General features: G+C 34.5%; 14 protein-coding genes. All 14 read right to left on the reverse strand.

The window, feature by feature from the left end; translation table 11 throughout:
- Positions 1–3: 3 nt before the first annotated feature.
- Positions 4–3,150: an efflux RND transporter permease subunit gene (locus tag P178_RS0107810; protein WP_027065694.1), complete on the reverse strand. Its 3,147-nt coding sequence runs from the start codon at positions 3,148–3,150 to the stop codon at positions 4–6.
- A gap of 37 nt (positions 3,151–3,187) precedes the next feature.
- Positions 3,188–4,273, reverse strand: coding sequence for an efflux RND transporter periplasmic adaptor subunit (locus tag P178_RS0107815; RefSeq protein WP_027065695.1), 1,086 nt, complete (start codon positions 4,271–4,273; stop codon positions 3,188–3,190).
- A gap of 101 nt (positions 4,274–4,374) precedes the next feature.
- Positions 4,375–4,854: a GbsR/MarR family transcriptional regulator gene (locus P178_RS0107820; protein ID WP_027065696.1), complete on the reverse strand. Its 480-nt coding sequence runs from the start codon at positions 4,852–4,854 to the stop codon at positions 4,375–4,377.
- A gap of 243 nt (positions 4,855–5,097) precedes the next feature.
- Positions 5,098–5,493: a hypothetical protein gene (locus P178_RS0107825; RefSeq protein ID WP_027065697.1), complete on the reverse strand. Its 396-nt coding sequence runs from the start codon at positions 5,491–5,493 to the stop codon at positions 5,098–5,100.
- 9 nt (positions 5,494–5,502) lie between these two features.
- Positions 5,503–6,522 carry a phenylalanine--tRNA ligase subunit alpha gene (gene pheS, locus P178_RS0107830; RefSeq protein WP_027065698.1) on the reverse strand — a complete coding sequence of 340 codons (1,020 nt, stop codon included), beginning with the start codon at positions 6,520–6,522 and terminating at the stop codon, positions 5,503–5,505.
- Between the two features lie 71 nt (positions 6,523–6,593).
- Positions 6,594–8,468 carry a SulP family inorganic anion transporter gene (locus P178_RS0107835; RefSeq protein WP_027065699.1) on the reverse strand — a complete coding sequence of 625 codons (1,875 nt, stop codon included), beginning with the start codon at positions 8,466–8,468 and terminating at the stop codon, positions 6,594–6,596.
- Between the two features lie 166 nt (positions 8,469–8,634).
- On the reverse strand, positions 8,635–9,264 hold the full coding sequence (locus tag P178_RS0107840; RefSeq protein WP_027065700.1) for a carbonic anhydrase family protein: 630 nt from the start codon (positions 9,262–9,264) through the stop codon (positions 8,635–8,637).
- Between the two features lie 16 nt (positions 9,265–9,280).
- Positions 9,281–10,108, reverse strand: a complete 828-nt coding sequence (locus P178_RS0107845) for a hypothetical protein (RefSeq protein ID WP_027065701.1) — start codon at positions 10,106–10,108, stop codon at positions 9,281–9,283.
- 40 nt (positions 10,109–10,148) lie between these two features.
- On the reverse strand, positions 10,149–11,741 hold the full coding sequence (locus P178_RS0107850; RefSeq protein ID WP_027065702.1) for a SulP family inorganic anion transporter: 1,593 nt from the start codon (positions 11,739–11,741) through the stop codon (positions 10,149–10,151).
- A gap of 72 nt (positions 11,742–11,813) precedes the next feature.
- Positions 11,814–12,107, reverse strand: coding sequence for a hypothetical protein (locus P178_RS0107855; protein WP_027065703.1), 294 nt, complete (start codon positions 12,105–12,107; stop codon positions 11,814–11,816).
- A gap of 58 nt (positions 12,108–12,165) precedes the next feature.
- Positions 12,166–12,927: a tetratricopeptide repeat protein gene (locus P178_RS0107860; protein ID WP_036145879.1), complete on the reverse strand. Its 762-nt coding sequence runs from the start codon at positions 12,925–12,927 to the stop codon at positions 12,166–12,168.
- Positions 12,928–12,929: 2 nt separating this feature from the next.
- Positions 12,930–14,654, reverse strand: a complete 1,725-nt coding sequence (locus P178_RS0107865; RefSeq protein ID WP_051638206.1) for a BatD family protein — start codon at positions 14,652–14,654, stop codon at positions 12,930–12,932.
- Positions 14,655–14,713: 59 nt separating this feature from the next.
- Positions 14,714–15,571 carry a tetratricopeptide repeat protein gene (locus tag P178_RS0107870; RefSeq protein WP_027065706.1) on the reverse strand — a complete coding sequence of 286 codons (858 nt, stop codon included), beginning with the start codon at positions 15,569–15,571 and terminating at the stop codon, positions 14,714–14,716.
- Positions 15,564–16,610, reverse strand: coding sequence for a VWA domain-containing protein (locus tag P178_RS0107875; RefSeq protein ID WP_027065707.1), 1,047 nt, complete (start codon positions 16,608–16,610; stop codon positions 15,564–15,566). The genes P178_RS0107870 and P178_RS0107875 overlap by 8 nt, the downstream gene beginning before the upstream one ends.
- Between the last annotated feature and the right edge of the window lies 1 nt (position 16,611).

The raw sequence follows: 16,611 nt of genomic DNA on the forward strand, positions 1-16,611 counted from the left end.
TCTTTAGTTCTTAGATTCTTCAATAGCTTCTTGTGGAGCACCTGTAATACGTTCTTGCATAGTTTGGAAAATAACATACAATGCCGGTATAACGAATACACCAAATATGGTACCTATTAACATACCACCAACAGCACTCATGCCAATAGAACGATTTCCTACAGCACCAATACCAGATGATAGTGCCAACGGCATTAAACCAAGTATAAAGGCAAACGAGGTCATTAAAATTGGTCTAAGCCTTGCTTTTGCACCATCTATGGCAGAGTCAATAATAGACATACCATGTTTTCTACGTTGCAATGCAAACTCTACAATAAGAATGGCATTTTTAGAAAGTAAACCAATAAGCATAATCAAAGCAATCTGGAAATAGATGTTATTTTCAAGTCCTGCCATGCTTACGAAACCAATAGCGCCTGCAATACCTACCGGCAATGAAAGTAAAATTGCTAATGGTAAAATATACGATTCGTACTGGGCACTTAGTAAGAAGTACACAAATACCAAACTCAAGATAAATATCATGATAGTTTGGCTACCCGCACTATTTTCTTCTTTAGTAAGACCAGAATATTCAAACGTATAATTGTTTGGTAAAACTTCGGCGGCTACTTCTTCAATTGCCTTAATAGCGTCCCCTGTAGAATAGCCAGGGTTCATTGCCCCGTTAATTTTTACAGAACTTAAAAGGTTAAATCTACTTACCACTTCAGGACCATATATTTTCTTTAACGATACAAACTGTGATACAGCGACAGATTCTCCATTGGCGTTTGTAACAAAAATATGATTCAATGAATTTTCATCTGCTCTATCTTCTGGTTTAGCTTGGATCATAACACGATATTGCTTACCAAACTTATTGAAGTCCGTTGTATACAATCCTCCATAGTATCCTTGCATGGCACTGAAAACATCGGTAACCGCTAAACCTGCCATTTTTGTTTTTTCAACATCTACATCTAACTCATACTGTGGGAAATTGGCGTTGAAATTGGTAATAGCATATTGTACCTCAGGTCTTGCATTAATAGCACCTAAGAATTCATTGGTAACTTTATTGACTGTTTGCCAATCATCAGCATCTTTACTTTGCAAGTTCATTTCAAAACCGGTAGAGTTACCAAAACCACGAACACTTGGCGGAGTAAAGAAGAATATTTTTGCATCTTTTAATCCCGCTGTTTTTGCAAATAGGCTTCCTATCACTTCTTGAACAGATTCCCCTTCACCTTCTCTCTCGCCCCAATCTTTAAGACGAAGCACAGAGAACCCGTAAGAACCACCGTTTACACTGTTCAAAATACTGAAACCTGTAATGTTCATACGTGCTTCAATAATATCCATAGATTGGTAGATAGAATCTAATTTCTTTACCGTTTTTTGTGTCTGTTCTAAAGTGGTACCAGGAGGCATTGTAACATCGGCAAATACAATAGCTTTATCCTCATTTGGAATAAAACCTGTAGGTGTTGATTGGAAAAGCAAAAAGGCTATTACTCCAAAAACAGCAAGAGATACCCATGTTATCCATTTTCTTTTGGTAATGAATTTTACAGAACCAATATACTTATCTGTAACAGCATCAAAACCTGTATTGAAAGCTGAGAAGAAACGTTTTACAACGCTTTTTTTCTTTTCTTCGGAATTATGATGTGGTTTCAATAAAAGTGCAGCCAAAGCCGGACTCAAAGTCAATGCATTTACAGCAGAAATAAGAATTGCGATTGCTAATGTTATACCAAATTGTTGGTAGAACACACCAGATGAACCACTAATGAATGATACCGGAATAAATACTGCGGACATAACCAAGGTGATGGAAATTATAGCACCTGATATTTCTGACATTGCAGATTTAGTTGCCGTTTTTGCATTGGTAGCACCTTCCTCCATTTTGGCATGTACCGCTTCGACAACTACAATGGCATCATCTACCACAATACCAATTGCTAGTATCATTGCGAACAAAGTCAACATGTTGATTGAAAATCCAAATAAGGATAAGAAGAAAAACGTACCAACAATTGCCACCGGAACGGCAATAGCAGGAATTAAAGTAGATCTGAAATCTTGAAGGAATATGAAAACCACTAAGAAAACTAATAAGAATGCTTCTATTAATGTTTGTACAACATGCTCTATAGATGCGCTTAAGAAATCTTTAGTGTTATAAGGAATTACATAATCCAATCCTTTAGGAAAATCTTGACTACTCTCATCTAGTATAGTCTGAATTTCATCAATTATGGCATTTGCATTTGAACCAGAAGTTTGAAAAATACCAACTGCAGTACCGGGTTTACCCATACCTTCGTTCTTGGTACCATAATTAAAGGCGCCTAATTCAACTTCGGCAACATCTTTTAAGCGCAAGAATTGACCATTTTCCTGAGCTCTAATAATAATGTCCTCATATTCAGCTTCATCAGAAAGACGACCTTTATATTTTAATACATATTCATAAATGCCATCGGCATTCTCACCAATTTTACCAGTAGCCGCTTCAAGGTTTTGTTCATTAAGTGCAGCTTGTATATCTGATGGCATAAGTTTGTAAGCAGCCATCTTTTCAGGATTTAACCATATACGCATAGAGTAATCTTTTGCACCAAAAACGGTTACATTACCAACACCCTCAATACGTTGAAGCTTAGGTACAAGATTAATTCTAGCATAGTTTTCTACAAAAGTTGCATCATATTCATCGTTATCTGAGAACAGAGAAAAGAATAATAGTGCACTAGTTTGAGATTTTTGGGTAATAACACCAGTTTGTACAACTGCTTGTGGCAAAACACTATTTGCTCTGGCAACTCTATTTTGAACGTTTACAGCAGCAATATCTGGATCTGTACCTAATTTAAAAAAGACATTTATGGTTGCAGCACCATCATTACTGGCATTAGAGGTCATATACAACATATCTTCAACACCGTTGATCTGCTCTTCTAATGGTATAACAACACTTTTAAGTACGGTCTCTGCATTGGCACCCGTATAAGTACTTGTTACTTGCACCGTTGGCGGTGCTATTTCTGGATATTCTTCAATAGGTAAGGTTGATAAACCTAAAATACCTAGGATGACTATAATAATCGATATAACCGTAGAAAGTACGGGACGATCTATAAATTTTTGAAACATTGTTCTTTATTTATATGTTATGTTTATTGGCGGATGCTTACTTAACCGAATTAATGGTCATTCCGTCCCTTAATTTAGAAACCCCTTCTAAAACGATAGTTGTTCCCTCATCAATTCCATTTTCAACAATAAATCCTTTTTGCGTAGTAGTGATGATATTTAATGGCATTGTAGTTACTGTATTATCATCTTTAACCACGTAAACTAATTTTTTACCTTGAAGGTCAATAGTTGCTGTTTGTGGAATTTCATAAGCGCCATTATAAACTGTTGGTATTTTTATTTTACCAGTACTACCGCTACTTAGTAAATTACTTTTATTGTCAAAATCTGCCCTTGCAGTTACACTACCAGTTGTACTATTAATAATAGTATTGATCATTGCAATTTTTCCTTGCTCAGCATATTCTTCACCATTAATCATAATAAGCGAAACCTTTGGAGCTTTTTCTAAGTCCATAACATTTTTGTCATTTTTAGGCATAGCTTCTTTTAGCTTCAATAACTCTTTTTCATTCATAGAAAAATAAGCACGAACTTCACTAACATCAGATACCGTAGTTAACGGTTGACTCATAGCAGAACTTACCAAAGCACCAATTTTATAGGGAATTTCTCCAATATAACCGTCTACCGGACTAGTGATACGTGAGTAACCAATATTAGAAGCTACACTTTGGTAGCTAGCTTTTGCTTGCTCTAATTGTGCTTTTGCGGTTTCTAATTGTACACTACTGATGATGTTTTTTTCAACCAGTGGCTTTAATTTGTCAACTTCTACTTGAGCTACGTTAACAGATGCTTTGGCTGCATTAGCATCTTGGTTTAAAGTTTGTGTCTCTAGTTTAAAAAGTAATTGCCCTTTTTTAATTTTCTGACCTTCCTCAACATATACTTCTTGTACAAAGCCAGAAACTTTAGGCCAAATTTCTACATTTTGCTTTCCTTCAAGGGTGGTAGAAAATTCGTTGTAAACGGTTAAATCCTGTTTATTTAATTGGGCAACTTTTAAGCTTGGTGGAGGAGGTGCTGCTGCTCCTTGTGCCGGATTTTCAGATGACCCAAAGCAGGAACTCAAAAGAAGAGTCGCACTTAAAATTCCTATAATTGATAACTTTCTCATTTTAGATGGATGTTTATATGTATTAAATAGTTGTATGTACTTGTTAAGGTTTTGTTAATTCCGAATGTTCGGTTTAAAACGAACCAAAAAATTAAATTTTTTTAGAGTAGCTTTTTTAATGCTTCAATAGTGTCTTGGTATGTTTTTTCATTTTGACTAAGACATTCTAAATAAGCTTCTATTTTTGGCTTATTAGATGCATACTTTTCGGGATTATACTTTTGATCATATTCAGCAACTGTTTGTATCATTTTAGATTCTTTTGCTGCTTTTTTAAGTGCTTGTTCAAGTTTCTTAATGAAAAAGGTGCTTTTATCCGATATTTTAAAATACCTTCTTCTATCTCCAGATTTAGTGAAATAGGTAATCATACCTAACTGAAGCAACAAATTGAGTGATGTTGAAATAGAGCTTTTACTTGCTCCTCTTTTTGTAAGACAATCATCAAATGTAAGTCCAACCTCTTCGGTTACTACAAGATTTCCAAATATTCTTGCTGCTAATGGAGGTAAATTATATTCGGCTTCAAAGTGAACTCCAAGCTCCTCTATTAACCTTTGTTTATTTTCTTCTTTTTCCATAATTCGCAAATTGAAGGGGCAAAGGTATGATTAGTTCGGTTACAAACAAACCAAAAGAACTTAAATTATGTTAAAGTTTGTATGTGCTATTTGTTAGGCAAATTTATAAAGTAAGTAGTTGGTATTTAGTTGAATAAATATAACTTTTAACTGTATTGGGCTCTGGTAAGAAAACACTTATTCTAAATAAAATGCTATAAAACGTTCTAACTTGAAGTAATTTTAAAAAAGAGAAGGAGATATTTAAGATGCAAAAATGCCATCTTTTTCAATAAGAGGAATGGTTATAAGGTTATTTTCTGTGACCGTATTTTTAGAGAATACAAACTTTTTCTCATACAATTTGTTATCTGCATAAAAGGTCACAAAAAAGTCATTGTCCAAAGCGAGTAGGTCCTCTTGAACAACTTCAATTTTCTTAAATGAGTTAGATTCAAGATCACCAATAGCGTGTCTCATTATTGACGTTTTGCGTTCACCATCATAACCTTTAGATACTACCATGGTCAATTCAATAGGTGTATTACGATCATTTATGATATAGGCATTCCAGTCTTTATCTAAAAATTCTTCGTTCCATTCTCTAATAATGGCAACATGAACATCTTTGACAACAGGTATTTCAATATCTTTTTTCACAAAGTGATTTTAAAGGGCACTTCTAAATTGCTCTAGAAAACGTAAATCATTTTCGCTCAATAAACGAATATCTGAAATTTGATGCAGTAAAAGTGCAATACGGTCAATACCCATCCCAAAGGCAAATCCGGAATATATATCTGGGTCTATACCACAGTTCTTAAGCACGTTGGGGTCTACCATACCGCAGCCCATAATCTCTAACCAACCGGTACCTTTGGTCATTTTATAATCTGTTTCAGTTTCCAGTCCCCAATAAACATCTACTTCTGCACTTGGTTCTGTAAAAGGAAAATAAGAAGGTCTAAGCCTAATTTTGGATTTCCCAAAAAGTTCTGTCGTAAAATATTGTAGTGTTTGTTTTAAATCTGCAAACGAAACATCCTTGTCAATATAAAGCCCTTCTACTTGATGAAAGAAACAGTGAGATCTAGCGGAAATAGCCTCGTTCCTATAAACTCTACCAGGTGATATGGTTCTTATGGGAGGTTGGTTGTTTTCCATGTAGCGTACTTGTACCGATGAGGTGTGTGTACGTAATAAGATATCTGGATCTGTTTGAACAAAGAAAGTATCTTGCATATCTCTTGCAGGATGGTATTCTGGAAGATTTAAAGCAGTAAAGTTATGCCAGTCATCTTCAATTTCAGGTCCTTCAGAAACGTTGAAGCCAATTCTAGAGAAAATGTCAATGATTTTATTCTTAACAATAGAAATCGGATGACGCGCTCCTAATTCAATAGGATTTCCAGGTCTGGTTAAATCGCCATATACCTGTTCATCCGTATTATTATTTTCTAAAACCTCTTTTAAAGATTCTACTTTTTCCGTTGCAGCTTGTTTAAGTTCGTTTATGGTTTGCCCGAACTCTTTTTTCAGGTCATTAGGCACATTCTTAAACTCCGCAAAGAAGTCATTAAGAATACCCTTTTTACCCAAATATTTAATTCTAAACGTTTCAACGGCTTCTAAATTATCAGCTGTGAACGATGCTACTTCAGAGATTTGTTCCTTTATCTTATCAATCATGAATGTTGATTAAAGCCCCAAATTTAAAACTTTTAAAAGAGGTATTATATGTTTTTATTGGTTTTGATGGTTTAACTAGTAACGAATTTGTCTTTTACGTTAGATTTAACCCATACTAAACACTCATCGAATGTATCAAAAATATGTTCTTCTGGTATTAATTGAGGTATTACCCCAACACGTTCCATCATATAACGAGGCTGTTTTAATACTTCAACAAAAAGTATGTTAATCCCAGATTTCCTAAGGCTAATTAAAACATCTTCAAGCGTATATAGACCAGATTGATCCATGTACTGCATTCTTCCCATTCTTATAATTACGGTAGATGCCGTTTCAGGTATTTGATCTGCCATTTGTTGAAACTCACTAGTAGATCCAAAAAATAACGGTCCTTTCAAATGCTTAATAAAAACTTCTTCTTGTAGACTTTTAGGAAACGCAGCTTCATCTGGCCAGTTTACTTCTTTTTCTAATGATTTTACATCTGATCGTTCTGCTGTTAAATCGCCCATTTTCTTCATAAACATTAAAGAAGCAATTACTAGACCTACACCAACTGCGTAAACCAAGTTCCAAACAGAAGAAAGTACCAGAACTACAAGCATTATAACTACCTCAGAGCTAAATTTAATAGGTCCTAAGCTCATATCTTTTGGTAAACTTGGAATTGCCTTTAAACCTTTATAATCCATAACACCAATACCTACCGTAACTAAAATACCGGCTAGTACCGCAGCAGGAATTTGAGAAGCAATAGGGCCAAGAGCTAGAAGTACAATCAGTAGTAGAACACCGGCAACCATACCAGATAATTTTGTTTTACCACCTGCATTAATATTTACAACAGTACGTATAGTAGCTCCTGCGCCTGGTATTCCACCAAATATTGCAGCAATACTGTTACCAATACCTTGACCAACTAATTCTTTGTTTGGCTTGTGTTTGGTTTTGGTCATGTTATCTGCAACTACAGAAGTTAAAAGTGAATCTATGGCACCAAGTAATGCTAACGTAAGAGCGGTAAATACATATGGAGTTACGGAACTTAATTGAAATTGGGTAAATATGCCAAGGTTAGGCATAGGAAAACCGCTTGGTATTTGTTCTATTGGTCTATAGTCTAAGCCAAATCCATAAGCCACACCAGACACCACAATTAGTGCAACCAAAGCACTTGGAATTGTAGTGGTTATTTTTTTGAAACCATAAATGATGGCAATGGTAGAAAGTGCAAGAATTAATTCGAGCCAATTAATGTTGTTAAGTGCTCTTGGTAATACTTTAATTGCACCTATTACCCCAGATGCTTCAGATTTAGCTAATGTTTGAGCCTCTTTCATCATATCGGCTTCCGTTATTCCTTCAGCACGAGAGATAGTCTCTTTAAAATCCTCTAAAACCAATATACCTTCACCAGCTTCTTCTTTTAAGATATTATCTAGAATAATCTCTTCGGCCATGGGTTTGTATAGGTTTACAAACTCAGCATCTTCCTTTGGGTAATAGCCAATAGCCGGTAAAATTTGTGTAACTAGAATTATAACACCAATAGCTGTCATAAAACCAGATACTACCGGGTAAGGAATATATCTAATGTATTTTCCAATACCCAAAAGGCCTAAGCCAATTTGCATTAATCCCGCTAAAAGAAAAACTATTAAAATTGCAGGTAGGGCTTTTTCAAGACTACCATCGTTCATGGCAACAATACCGGCTATTACCACCATACTCACAGCAGTCATTGGTGCTGTAGGTCCAGATATTTGTGTACTGGTTCCGCCAAAAAGTGCTGCAAAAAAACTTATAAAAATAGCACCATAAAGTCCGGCACTAGGCCCTAAACCTGAGCTAACCCCAAACGCAAGTGCTAAAGGTAAAGCAACAATACCCGCTGTAATACCGCCAAATAAATCTCCTCTGAAATTTGAAAATAAATTCTTCATAATTTAAAATAATGAATTTTAATGAGATAGAGTCACAATAAATAGAAGTGATTCTACTCGTGTTTAATTAATAAATTTTCGTTGGCTGCGAATAATTGATTGATTTCCCTTAAGTATAGAGCCGATGGTTTAACATCGGCTCTATTTGTGTTATGTACAGTTGATTCTAGTTGTAAAAATCAACGGCACCAGTAGCGATATCATACATAGCTCCCACTATCATGACTTCACCATTTTCTTCCATTTCTGCTAATACCGGACTTTGTTTTCTGATATTATCAATAGTTAATTCAACATTTTTTGCTGAAACACTATCTACGAAATCTAAGTTTTTTGAATTTCGTAAGCTTTCATCGGTCGGTTCTTTAACAGCATCTACAGCTGGCTCTATTTTTTTGATAAGCGCAGTTAAATTACCTAACCTAGCATGGTCACAAGCACCTTTTATAGCACCACAACTTGTATGGCCTAAAACAACAATTAAATTGGTGCCAGCTAATTTGCAACCAAATTCCATACTTCCAAGTATGTCTTCGTTTACAAAATTACCAGCTATTCTAACACTAAAGATATCTCCAAGTCCTTGGTCAAAAACTAGTTCTGCAGAAACTCTTGAATCTATACAGCTTAATATAGTAGCGAAAGGAAATTGACCTTCGCTAGTGTCATTTACTTGCTCTAAAAGGTTACGATTAGCTTTTAAGTTATTCTGAAATCTTTGATTTCCTTCTTTTAAGAAATCTAATGATTTCTTAGGAGTCATCGTTGATTGTGTTTCTTTAGTATGTGCTTTCATATTTTTTTATAATTATTTACAATGTATAATTTGTTTGGCCCATTAGTATTAGAGGAACATTAAGATTGTTGATAATGTCGTTAATATTAGTGGGCATAGAAAGAGATTTGTTTTTAGAATCTCCCTTGTTTTGTGATCTATTGATGCAAAGTAGATTAATATTATTGATAGCTACATAGTTTGATATATTCTTTATAGAATTATCGTTACTATCAAATACAAATTCAATCTCCTTTCTTTCTTTTGACACTTTTGTTTTATCTGAAGTGTCAGCATTCTTTAATATTCTAAATGATTTTAAAGGCTTTTGCGAATGTAAAAGTAAATTTTCTGTCAGTGAAGCTATAGGTGTCTCTTCGTCACCACTCAATACACCTAAAGATAAATCTTTGTCGATGTTAAGAACTTGATTTTCATCAGACAAAAAAACAGGTCCATTATGCTTTTTAAGTACAAACGGAATAAGATTGTCTCCAAGGATGTTAAATACCTTAGATTTTCTTTTTCCTAATACTATAAAATTTGGCTTTTCCTTTTCAATGTAATTGGCTATTTCATTTTTAAGATTTCCAATAGTACAAGAATAGGTTAATGGTACACCAAAATCTTTGGAATATGTTGAGACGATAGAATTGATATCGTTATCCATATCTCTATATTCACTATTCAAAGAACGTATTGCTGAAAGATGGCTGTCTTCAGTAACTACTTCTGTCGCTTTCTTAACATGGAAAATGGCTATTTCTCCATTAAGTATCTTAGCTAGGCTAAGCGTACTTTTAAGTGTGTTTCCCAAAGATTTTTTCAAATCTGAGAAAACAACGATTTTATATTTTTTACTCATTTTTGTTTTTTTTTAGTTGATTGAATATAATCCCAATCTGTTAGCTTAAGCTCAATTTAGATTTTGGGCGTTCCTCAAAGAATCCTATAAAACTTGGCGGATTTTCAACGACACCTCTCTTCGAAATTAACTTAATATCTATGTTTCTCTCTGATGCCTTAAGCCTGAAATCTTCTAAAATCTCAACAATATCATAGTCCAAATACCTGGTCTTTAAAATGTCTAATTCTAAATACGTATCTCTTGGAAGATTGTCTAGTTCTTTAAGAATAGCACCTTTATTGAAAAAGGTTACTTCTTCTGCCAAAGACATTTTTATCTTATGCTTACCGTTACTATTATCTTCAATATGCAGAAAATGCGAGTTTTGGTAGCTTTTTAAAAGAATTACTACAATACCTACGGCAAGACCTAAACTAATACCGATTAATAAATCTGTAAAAACGATACCGAATACCGTTACGAAAAAAGGCACGGATTGTTTCCAACCTAATTGGTACATTTTTATAAATAACGCTGGCTTCGCTAATTTATAACCTACAATAAATAATATGGCTGCTAAAACTGATAGCGGAATCATATTTAATAGTGTAGGAATTAAAATAACAGAAATCAGTAATAGAAAACCATGAATTATTGCTGAAAGCTTAGTTCTACCATTAGATTGTATGTTAGCAGAACTACGAACAATAACTTGTGTAATTGGCAAACCACCTATTAAGCCAGATACGATATTACCAGCACCTTGCGCAAGCAATTCTCTATTGGTTGGCGTTACATTTTTATGAGGATCTAATTTATCTGTTGCTTCAACACAAAGTAAAGTTTCTAAACTAGCTACTAAAGCAATAGTAAAAGCTGTTACCCAAACTTGTGGATTTGTTATGGCACTAAAATTAGGAAAGCTAAACTGACCTATAAAAGAGGCTGCATCTTTAGGAACAGGTACACTTACCAAATGCTCAGATGAAATAGCCAATACTTCACTGTTTTGTGTAACAATAAAGAATATGATACCAACTGCAACAGCTACTAAAGGACCTTGTACAAGCTGAAATATTTTTCCTTTTTTAGAAAGAACTTTATCCCATAATAAAAGAATGGCCATACCTATAACGGCAACAAGAGTTGCACCAGGACTAATATTATTTATGGTGTTGAAAATTTCTGAAAAGGTATTTTCCCCATCAACTTGAAAGAAAGCCCAATCGCCTTCTGGATCAGGATCATAACCGAAGAAATGAGGTATTTGCTTAAGAATTATGATGATACCAATACCGGTAAGCATACCTTTAATTACAGAAGAAGGAAAATAATATCCTATGACACCTGCTTTTAAAATTCCGAAAATAATTTGAATAATACCACCTAATACAACGGCTACCAAGAAATTTTCATAACCACCTAAAGCACCTATTGCGGTTAATACAATTGCGGCTAAACCAGCTGCAGGACCACTTACTCCAATTTTGGAACCACTAAGTGCGCCAACAAAAATACCACCAACAATACCAGCAATTAATCCTGAAAATAAAGGTGCGCCACTAGCTAATGCTATACCAAGACATAATGGTAGGGCTACAAAGAATACAACGATACTCGCAGGAATATCGCTCTTAATATGTTTAAACATGTATAAAAAGTTTATGTCCCAAAGTTATTTTGGAACAGATTAGTTAATTGATATAAAATAAAAATGAAGAAATTAACTAATGTAGTCGGGAGGAGGAGATGGAACTTCTAATGACAGATCTATATAGCCTATCATGCTGAAGTTGCTGATTATAGAATTTTCAAAAATGGCTGCTATTGAAAAATCTAATAAACTTTCTTTAACAAACTTTTCTTCGCCCATAGATTTTTTACCAGTCTCTTGCTCTTCCTCATTAAGATTGGTAATTACGATTGGGTTCTCAACATCGCATAAAGTTACTATGCTTGGTGCAGTAACTGCAAAAAGCCATAATAACAAAAGAATAATGCGTGCAAAAAATTTCATATACTAAAATCGAGCGGTAAAGATAGTTTGCAAAGGTTTAAAAACTGTTAACAAATTTCTAAAAATCCTTCAACATTTTTAGTTCTTCTTTTTGAATCCAACCAGTCTTTCCGTCTGCTAATTTAATTTTTTTCCATGAATCTAATTGATCTAGAACATTCACTTTTGTTCCGGCATGGATTAAAAATACTTGAGCGCTAGTATCGTTTGGTTCAGATTTAATAACGCTTTCCTCTGCAAATATAATTGCAGGTTGGTATTGGTCAAAATCATTTCGTTGTATGTAGGCAAAAAGAATTGAGATAATGCAAAGAAATAGGGCAACTATACTACCAATAAACGTAAACCTTTTTCTAGTGGAAAAATTAGAATAGTAAAATAGGATATAAAATAGTACAAAAAGGAGCATAAACCCTATAGCTGTATAAGCCCATTGGTCAAAAGTTAATTTACCGGTTATATTTTTATATAATCTAGACAAACCCGTTTCTGGCATAGTATCTATTGCATCTATGGTCATATTTTGGGCATAACTTAAATTCGTTTTTATCTCCTTGTCATTTGGGGATAACAACAACGCTTTTTCGTAATAATAAATACTCTCGGCAATATTATTAAGCTTATAGTAAGAATTTCCGAGGTTATAATACACTGCGGCCGAATGCTTTTCGTTCGTTAAAATATTCTCGTAATAACTTATAGCTTTTTCATATTCACCGGCATTGTATGCTTCAGTTGCTTGCTCAAATAATTGATTGTTCTGAGCAGCACAGAGAACCGCTGTAAAGAGGATAATAAGTGTAGTTAGCTTTTTGAACATACCTATAATTGTTTATCCATTTTAGAGATTACTTCACTTGCCTTATCGTAATCTGCCTGCATTTGTACGTTAGAAAAAGGGCTGTATCTGGCAGATTCACAATTTTTAAGAAGGTCGATGAAACTATTTACGGTAGCATCGTCTATCTGTTTTTCTGTAAGCAGTTCCGTAATTTTATCTTTACTGAATTCAGAAGTTTCAATCTTTAATTTTGCTTTCAAATAGTTATGTAGCGCTCGCTCCAAGGCAACGTAAAAAGATTCCTTGTTCCCAAGTTCTTTTTTAGCGGCGGATAGATACTTACGGGCTAGTTTGTTCGCCTTTCTAATTTTATTACCTACAACATCACCGGCTAAGGAGTCTCTTCTTTTTCTAAAAACTATAGCTAAAGGAATTAATAGTAGTGGACACAACAGCCAAATATAGAATGAAGTGGATCCAAAAAAGTATGATACAGATTTGCTTGTTAAGTCAGGATTCAATTTTATAAAATTAAATTGATCTCCACTGGTAATTATAGACTGTTTTTGATTATTTGAATTTTGTGCGGCATTAGCAGATGCACTTAGTGGACCTTCTAAAACATTTATAACAATTTCGTCTGATGTTAAGGTGGTGTATTTCCCGGTAGACGGATTGAAATAACTAAAATTTAAAGGTGAAATAGGATATTTACCTCTAAATGAAGGCACAATGGTATATTGGTTGCTCACCTTGCCCTGCATACCTGCTAAAGTTGTTCTTACACCTTCTGTGAATTCAGGCTCGTAAACCTCTAACGCACTTGGTAATTCCAATTCAGGAAGCTTAAATAATTTAAGATTTCCTTTTCCACTTACCTCTACTGTTGCTTGTAAAGATTCTGAAGCATTTAAGCTTGTTTTGCTTGTTATTACTGCAAAATCAAAATCACCTACAGCACCGTTAAAATCAGCAGGCTGGTTTTCTAAAGGCAAAGGCTTTACATTAATTATTCTTTTACCTGCAGATACGGTTTTGTTAGTTTGGTCATACATTCTTTGACCAAAGAAATTTCGTCTGCTAGAAGGTACGTCTACGGTAACATCAAGAGAAAGAGGTTCAATATCTAGTTTGCCTGATTTCTGCGGATAAAGAACAACGCGTTTTAATATTACATAACGATAAGGTTTGCCTTTGTAAGTGCCATTTTGTGCACTAAGGGCATTTACTTTAATGTCTTGACTCCAGAAATTATTGTACGTTGGATTATCTAGCGGTTGATAGTTTGATACACTTATGTTAGGGCTAACGTATAGCTTATAAATTACAGTTATGGCTTCATTCAAATACGGATTCGTTTTTGAAATTTCAGCAACTAAATGTAGATTTTCATCTGCTACATCATCAGCGGTCATCTGATCGCTAGGTTTATCTACAGCAGCGGTAACTTCAACTTCCTTAGCTAAGGATTTATAAGTTTCTCCACCAATAACAATAGAAGCTTGCTTAATAGTGAATTTACCTCTTGAAGTAGGAGCTAGTGTATAAGAATAAGATTTGGAATAACTTCTAACACCATTTATCCAAGAAGAACTAATGGATTGTGATGGTCCCATAACTACTTTAAATCCGGTAAAATCCGGAGGGTTAAAATTATCACCATCACGGTTCATGATAAAATCTACGCGTAATCTTTCGTTTAAACCAAGCTTTGGTTTGCTCAATTTCATTTCAAAAGTTACGGTATCACTATCTTGTCCTATCATCAATATTGATGATAGAAAAATGGTTATAAGTAACCCAAGTTTTGTTATGGACTTAAAGTCTACCAATCCTTTTCGTTTTTAATTTTAGCACCTTTTACTTTTTTTGCATCTATTTTATCTTGAACCTTTTTTTCTGCATTTTGCATGGCTCTCAATAGATTTTCAACTTGTTGCTTAGAAAGTTGATTTGGTCTAGGTTGTTGTTGCTCTTGCTCGTTATCACCTTCGCCTTGTTCTGGCTTTTTCTTTTGATCAGACTTATTATCTCCTTCGCCTTCTTTATTGTCGTCTTTCTTCTCTTCATCTTTATCGCCTTCATCACCCTTGTCACCTTCGTCTCCCTGATCTTTTTTATCCTCGTTTTCTCCTTCGTCCTTTTTGTCTTGACCTTTATCCTCGTCTTGATCTTTGTCCTTATCCTTATCGTCTTGATCCTGTTTGTTCTCGTCTTGGTCTTTTTTAAGGAGTTCTTTCGCCAAAGCCAAGTTGTAGCGAGTTTCTTCATCTGTAGGATCATTACGCAAAGCTTCCTTATAAGCTTCAACAGCTTTAGCATAGTCTTTACGTTTCATGAAAACATTACCCATATTATGATAGGCTTTGTGTTTATCAGCTTTTGAAGTAGATGCTTCGCCAGCTTCTTTAAATCTTCCAAAAGCTTCGTTGTACGTTTCGTTTTCGTAATAGGCGTTTCCTAAATTATAGGGAGCTGCACTATTTTCTCCACTTTTAGCAATTGCTTTTCTATAATCTACTTCTGCTGCAACAAAATTATCTTCTGATAATGCCTTGTTAGCATCCCACGTAAGGTTTGTAGATGATTTTAATGCCTTTTCTTTTTCCTTCTCGTCAACTTCTTGAGCAAAAGATGATAAGCAAGCAAAAACCAAAAGTAAAATTGCGCTAATTTTATTCATTTCTTTTCTCATTGAACAAATTGAGTTTTTTTAACCAGCTCGTCTTCCGGTCCAAGATAAATATATCTAAAAAAAGAAGCAACAATGCCCCACCGATAAACCATTGAAACTGATCTTTATATTCTGCGAATTGTTTGGCTTCAAATTCCTTCTTGTCCATTTTTAACAACTCCTCCTTAATAAATTCTACTGCTACATCTGTATTAGAACCATCTATATATTGCCCTTCTCCCTCATTAGCGATATCAACCAAAACACTTTCGTTTAATTTGGTAATAACAGTTTCGCCTTGACTATCCTTTTTTAAGCTTTCTAAAATTCCGTTCCTCTTAATTGGTATTGGAGCCCCTTTTTCTTTACCAACACCAATAGTGTAAATTATAATTCCTTCATCAACAGCATCCTCTACAGCATCTAAAGTTGAGCCTTCAGAATGGTCTTCACCATCAGAAATTATGAACAAAACACGATTAGTCTGTTCAGCATCATCATAAAAGGTAGTAGCCAATTCTATTGCTTGATCAATGGCTGTACCTTGTGACGTTAGCATATCTGTATTCATGCCTTGCAAGAACATTTTTGCTGCGCCATAATCTGTGGTAATCGGTAATTGAGGGTATGCTTGCCCGGCATAAGCGATGATACCAATACGGTCACTTGCTAATTGATTTATAATTTCAGAAACCAATCTTTTAGCTTTTTCCAATCTGTTTGGTGCAATATCTTCCGCTAGCATACTTTTACTAACATCTACTGCAAAAACGATATCAACTCCCTCTCTCTTTACGGTTTCTAATTTTGTCCCTATTTTAGGGTTAACCAAGCCAATAATTAATAACGCCAATGCCAGGATGAAAACAATCAATTTTATACCTGCTTTGTTATATGAACGGTTTGGAGTTAACCTTTTTAGAAGATCGGTATTAGCAAACTTCTTTTGGGTTCTCTTTTTCCATACCAATACCAATAGATACAACACCACTATCACCGGAATGATAATGAGCAAATAGAAATATAATGTTTCGTCGTACTGTATCATA

Origin of the sequence: Maribacter sp. Hel_I_7 (assembly GCF_000688315.1) — a bacterium.
GTDB lineage: Bacteria > Bacteroidota > Bacteroidia > Flavobacteriales > Flavobacteriaceae > Maribacter > Maribacter stanieri.

Excerpts from the sequence above, each read along its gene's own strand:
- P178_RS0107855 (WP_027065703.1), bottom strand. The coding sequence starts at position 12,107 with ATGAAATTTTTTGCACGCATTATTCTTTTGTTATTATGGCTTTTTGCA.
- pheS (WP_027065698.1), bottom strand. The coding sequence starts at position 6,522 with ATGATTGATAAGATAAAGGAACAAATCTCTGAAGTAGCATCGTTCACA.
- P178_RS0107815 (WP_027065695.1), bottom strand. The coding sequence starts at position 4,273 with ATGAGAAAGTTATCAATTATAGGAATTTTAAGTGCGACTCTTCTTTTG.
- P178_RS0107865 (WP_051638206.1), bottom strand. The coding sequence starts at position 14,654 with ATGATAGGACAAGATAGTGATACCGTAACTTTTGAAATGAAATTGAGC.
- P178_RS0107835 (WP_027065699.1), bottom strand. The coding sequence starts at position 8,468 with ATGAAGAATTTATTTTCAAATTTCAGAGGAGATTTATTTGGCGGTATT.
- P178_RS0107860 (WP_036145879.1), bottom strand. The coding sequence starts at position 12,927 with ATGTTCAAAAAGCTAACTACACTTATTATCCTCTTTACAGCGGTTCTC.
- P178_RS0107840 (WP_027065700.1), bottom strand. The coding sequence starts at position 9,264 with ATGAAAGCACATACTAAAGAAACACAATCAACGATGACTCCTAAGAAA.
- P178_RS0107850 (WP_027065702.1), bottom strand. The coding sequence starts at position 11,741 with ATGTTTAAACATATTAAGAGCGATATTCCTGCGAGTATCGTTGTATTC.
- P178_RS0107820 (WP_027065696.1), bottom strand. The coding sequence starts at position 4,854 with ATGGAAAAAGAAGAAAATAAACAAAGGTTAATAGAGGAGCTTGGAGTT.
- P178_RS0107870 (WP_027065706.1), bottom strand. The coding sequence starts at position 15,571 with ATGAATAAAATTAGCGCAATTTTACTTTTGGTTTTTGCTTGCTTATCA.
- P178_RS0107810 (WP_027065694.1), bottom strand. The coding sequence starts at position 3,150 with ATGTTTCAAAAATTTATAGATCGTCCCGTACTTTCTACGGTTATATCG.
- P178_RS0107875 (WP_027065707.1), bottom strand. The coding sequence starts at position 16,610 with ATGATACAGTACGACGAAACATTATATTTCTATTTGCTCATTATCATT.
- P178_RS0107845 (WP_027065701.1), bottom strand. The coding sequence starts at position 10,108 with ATGAGTAAAAAATATAAAATCGTTGTTTTCTCAGATTTGAAAAAATCT.